The following is a 4,852-nucleotide window of genomic DNA, read 5'->3' as shown; positions in this document are numbered from 1 at the left end:
CCCGTTTTCCCTATCGGCTCCTAACTATTCTGAGAAAATATTCTCTCTCACCATCAGTTTCGCTGAGTAGTTACGCAGTGGCAGTGAATATTTTCTTAGAACGATAGGGGGGATTTGGTTGCGGCTTTGCTGCGTTATGGGGTTAATCATAATTGCATAACGATATTGCAGTAAGAATGACACTCCTTCGGGATTGTAGAACCAATATGCTATTCACTCGTAATAATTGCGAGTGAAGGCACATCGAATAATTACTCGATTTATGAATGCTGCAAAGATAAAATGTATCACTTTAGTATTTTGAAAAACATTTGCAGATGAGATCGCCTTTGAGACTGTCTGCATGCTTAAGAGGCGTACACCTTGTGAATTCCAGACGTGATGCATACATACCATAATCTAACGGAGTGATACGAATAGGCAGTGCTTATCTCTGTTTTTATCACACTGCAAAAAAACTCTGCATGTACAATAATCGGACTTGAGTCGTCTATCCCCATTTTAAAATGAATGTTTTACAAACAACATTGTGCAAGTTCCGCATGGACAAACGAAGTTTGTCCATGCCACCCTGTTTGTCAATTCAGAAGATTCGCCAATGGTGAATTCTTTGAGTACAGGGACAATCCCTACATTACCTCCTCCAAGCATGATATCTTTATTAGCACAGACTTTTTTCAAAAAACTAAAGTGATACGATACAATGAATTTTGTAAGAGTAAAAAGTTATATCGGTTATCAAGAGAAATAACTGTGGTGAAGTTATCATTTTTAAAATGTGCATTCTTCATATTATTCATGGTTGATTGCGTTTACCCTGCGAAACGATTAGTTTAAATACTTAATCTTCTTGCTGCCGCCCTCCCGAACACCTTTGTGAATAATCAGTTTTTTCCCTTGAGATACTCCGGAATTATAGGTATCCTGACAGGTTCGTGAATATCGGGAAAAGGTCCGGATGCGTCTGGGATTTCTTTGGTAGTAAAACTCCTTGAGTCGGGGATCACCCTTCCATACCAGTTTTTTAGATATATTTTCCGACTCCCTACCTTCCAGTTTATGATAAAACCCTTCCAGGATTCCATAGATAAAAGTCCTTCGATGCCTGTTCCTGCTGATAGTGTTTTTCTTTTTGTACTCCCTCCATAAAAGTTCCGTGACGTTTTGCAGATAATGATACACATACTCTGCCATTTCAACATTTTCCGGAGTACCATAAATTTCCAAAACCCTGCCGCTCTGGTTTCTGTGCTGATCGTACCCGAACGTCCAGATGGCCTCTACGAAAAAATATTTGCAAAGTATTGCGCTGATAGTAGACTTCGCAGGGTCTCTTCGTCCTACTTTACCGACTTGCTTATGTATATAGTTTCGTTTCGCCTGAGTATCCAGAATCGTCAGGTTATGTCTTAATAGCAGCTCATGGGCCTTTGCCATAGCGGTCTGAGCCTCGTGTTCGTTGGGGCTTTGTGCCAATGCCAGCAGTTTATGAACCTTATCCAGCATCTGTTGATTTCCCGAGTTCACGGCGAATCTGTTGCTGCGGTTTTCCACCCAGGCTTGAATATTCCCGGTAGCAGTTGAATCAATGCCCTTTTCCTGGCAAACCCTCCTGAATGTCTCTCCATGCGGAAGTTCCTCGTAAATCCCCAAAACTTCTTCCACGTACTGGTGCGCCATTTCATGGTAAAGCACCTCCTGCACATATTCCCAGGCATGCCTATTAATTAAGGCAACACTAATGGAGAGACACCGGCGACAGCCACCTTTCCACCTGCCCAATGTTGTCCCTGAATACGCCAGTTCAAAATTCGGTGGACGCATAGAGTTCGTAAAGTAAAGAAAATTTGCCGTCTTCCATTCTTCGTTCAATTGCCTGAGCCAGGCAGTTTTTAGCTTGTCATTAATATCTGTCATAGGATAAAAAGGAGGGTTTCTTAAGAATAGGAATAACACCATATCATGAAGCGAGGATAAAATCAAAAATAAAAGACCGTAAATGTGGTGTATTGTGTTATATCCGTTTGTTGTTCCGCTGCAAATGAAAAAGATAAAAAACATATTTTAAATTTTTAAAATTCTATTTGAATTTCCCTAAAAAATTTGTTTCACTAAGCAACATAAATATCTGTATTCTTGTTATAATTTTTTATCTCTTTAAGGGAGCAAATTAACTATGATGATACCTAGGCTGGTATTCTTTACCAAAGGCGTTGGAAAACATAAAGACAAGTTACAATCTTTCGAGCTTGCCCTGCGGAAGGCAGGAATTGAAAAATGTAATCTGGTACGGGTATCCAGTATCTTCCCTCCGAATTGTAAAATTGTTACGAAGGAACAAGGCACTGCCATGTTAAAGGCCGGACAGGTGATTTTTTGCGTGATGAGTGATAACTCTACCAATGAGCCGAACCGGATGATCTCTGCCTCTGTGGGTATGGCCGCTCCGGCTGAGCACGAACATTATGGATATCTGAGTGAACACCATGCCTATGGTGAGACCGATGAAAAATCAGGCGACTATGCAGAAGATCTTGCCGCAACCATGCTGGCTACAACCTTGGGTGTTGAATTCGACACGGCAAAAAACTATGATGAGCGGAAAGAAATATACCTGATGAGTGGTAAAATTGTAAAGACCAGAAACATCACGCAGGCAGCTCGTGGAGACAAGAATGGACTGTGGACTACGGTAGTCGCCGCCGCCGTATTTATTTTATAACGTATCCGCCTTTGAGAGGCAGTATACAAAAACCCTTTTGGTTGTGGTGTTTCGTGGAGCACAAGCAGAAATCAATACTGAATTGGGGAGAAAGATTTACACCAAACAGGGTTCAGGAACTTAAAATACGACTTACTATTTCATTGACTGCTCCGCAGGTTGCAATGGGAATTATGGCAACATGTGTGACATTGTTATGAAATGGCCAAGCTTCATTGTTGTCCTCATACCTTACTTAACCTGTCGACGACACGCCAAAAAGGAAATTCTGTAACGTGGAAGTAATTACTACCGGATGCATTGTTGCCCCCAGGGGATTTCAGGCGGGCACTACCTATTGTGGAATAAAAATCACAAAAGATAGCCTCGACCTGGGAATTATTTTTTCAGAATATCCCGCAACAGGTGCCGCCTTGTTCACAACGAACCAAATATACGCAGCTCCGGTCAGGATCAGTAAAAAAATTATCAAAAAGGGACGTGTACGGGCATTCGTCATGAACAGCGGTAATGCCAATGCCTGCACGGGAGAGCAGGGTTATAAAGATGCGGCAGAAATGGTGCGGATAGCCGCACGATGCCTGAAGATTTCTGAAGATGAACTCCTGGTTGCCTCCACAGGAATTATCGGGAGGCTTCTTCCTATGGACAAGATTGCTGCTGGTATTCAGACCGCTGCCAATTCTCTTGGAAGTACTCAGGAGCATGGCAATGCAATGGCACGTGCCATTATGACGACGGATACGAAACAAAAGGCCGTTGCCGTAAGACTGAAAATAAACAAGAAAAATGTGACGATAGGTGGAATCACAAAAGGGGCAGGGATGATTGCCCCAAACCTTGCAACTACGCTCTGTTTTCTTACAACAGACGTCTCCATGCCGGCAATGCTTCTCAACGAATGCCTCAGAAATTCCGCAGAATCCTCTTTTAATCGCATTACAATTGATGGTCATATGAGCACCAACGACACCATCGCCATAATCGCCAACGGTGCCTCCGGAGTAACGATCACCGAAAAAAATAGTGATCTCCTGATTTTTCAGCAAGGATTGGATTATGTAACCAGCACGCTGGCAAAGGCCATTGTGATGGATGGAGAAGGCGCAACTAAATTTGTGCAGATCGATGTGATTAGTGCGAGATCACGGAACGAGGCAGCACGAATCGCCAGGTCAATTGCTGATTCACCACTCGTAAAAACGGCACTTAACGGGGAAGACCCCAACTGGGGACGCATCGTCTCTGCCGCCGGTTATGCGGGTGTGGAACTCGACGAATCAAAAGTCACCCTTTTTATCAATAATATCCTCATTTTTGCAAAGGGAATGCCCACCCAGTGTGACCTGAATGCCCTGAGCAGATCCATGAAGGACAGGAACATTACAATCCGGCTGGAGCTTGGGTTGGGAAACTACAATGATACCGTCTGGACATGCGACCTGTCGCATGAATATGTAACTATTAATGCAGAGTACCATACATAAACTTTTAATATTTTGTACTCATAAAAAATCCCGATGTATTTCCGTTTTACGGTAATCGCCTCCTCTTCAATTTCTGATCAGGTTCATCACAGCTTCACTATGCAACCGAATGACGTATAAGAATACATTATTTGTGAGAAGGACGTTCATACTTTTCTAAACATCCCACTTTTACTCCTAAAAGCCTGACCTTCTTTTTTAGTTCAAACCGCCTGAGGCAGTCAAAGGCAGTTGTCCTCAATTCATCTGCAGAATTTATTGACTTTTCAAGGGTTTTAGCCCTTGTGTGAGTTTCGAAATCGCTGAATCTCACCTTCACGGTAACGGTCCTGCCCTTATAACCAGTCTGCTTCATATCGTTTGAGACCTCTCTGGTGAGTTCAGCAATAGTCCTGGCTATGGCCTGCCATTTGTCAATATCCCGTTGGAAAGTAACTTCCTTGCTTATTGACTTTGGTTCCCAATGGGTAATGAGAGGGCTATCATCTATTCCCCTCGATGCCTCATAAAGATATTTTCCATAAGAATTTCCAAATTTTTCCAGGAGTCTATCTATGGGTAATAAAGCAATTTCACCGATAGTCTTAACCCGACCTTCGCAATTCGAGGGGTGTATGAGCTGCTAAGCCAGCAAATACAAGGG

The 4,852-nt window shown here is 42.8% G+C and carries 4 protein-coding genes; 2 read left to right on the top strand and 2 right to left on the bottom strand.

All coding sequences use genetic code 11. From position 1 onward, the window contains the following. Positions 1–828: 828 nt before the first annotated feature. On the bottom strand, positions 829–1,917 hold the full coding sequence (locus tag BIY37_RS05660) for a DUF2786 domain-containing protein (protein WP_179129300.1): 1,089 nt from the start codon (positions 1,915–1,917) through the stop codon (positions 829–831). A gap of 259 nt (positions 1,918–2,176) precedes the next feature. On the opposite strand from BIY37_RS05660, the gene BIY37_RS05655 reads away from it, so the two are divergent. Then, a complete protein-coding gene (locus BIY37_RS05655; protein WP_070066868.1) occupies positions 2,177–2,722 on the top strand; it encodes a pyruvoyl-dependent arginine decarboxylase in 546 nt (181 codons plus the stop codon). A gap of 275 nt (positions 2,723–2,997) precedes the next feature. Then, entirely contained in the window at positions 2,998–4,209 is a 1,212-nt protein-coding gene (argJ, locus tag BIY37_RS05650) for a bifunctional glutamate N-acetyltransferase/amino-acid acetyltransferase ArgJ (protein WP_070066867.1), read from the top strand. Positions 4,210–4,336: 127 nt separating this feature from the next. Here the strand turns inward: argJ and BIY37_RS13885 are convergent, their stop codons facing one another. Beyond that, positions 4,337–4,657 carry a DinB/UmuC family translesion DNA polymerase gene (locus BIY37_RS13885; protein ID WP_261340836.1) on the bottom strand — a complete coding sequence of 107 codons (321 nt, stop codon included), beginning with the start codon at positions 4,655–4,657 and terminating at the stop codon, positions 4,337–4,339. Positions 4,658–4,852 lie beyond the last annotated feature (195 nt).

Source organism: Candidatus Brocadia sapporoensis (genome assembly GCF_001753675.2).
GTDB classification, from domain to species: Bacteria; Planctomycetota; Brocadiia; order Brocadiales; family Brocadiaceae; genus Brocadia; species Brocadia sapporoensis.
The sequence above is the reverse complement of the archived record's forward strand: the minus strand, read 5'-3'. Positions and strand labels throughout refer to the sequence as shown.

Excerpts from the sequence above, each read along its gene's own strand:
- BIY37_RS05660 (WP_179129300.1), bottom strand. The coding sequence starts at position 1,917 with ATGACAGATATTAATGACAAGCTAAAAACTGCCTGGCTCAGGCAATTG.
- BIY37_RS05655 (WP_070066868.1), top strand. The coding sequence starts at position 2,177 with ATGATGATACCTAGGCTGGTATTCTTTACCAAAGGCGTTGGAAAACAT.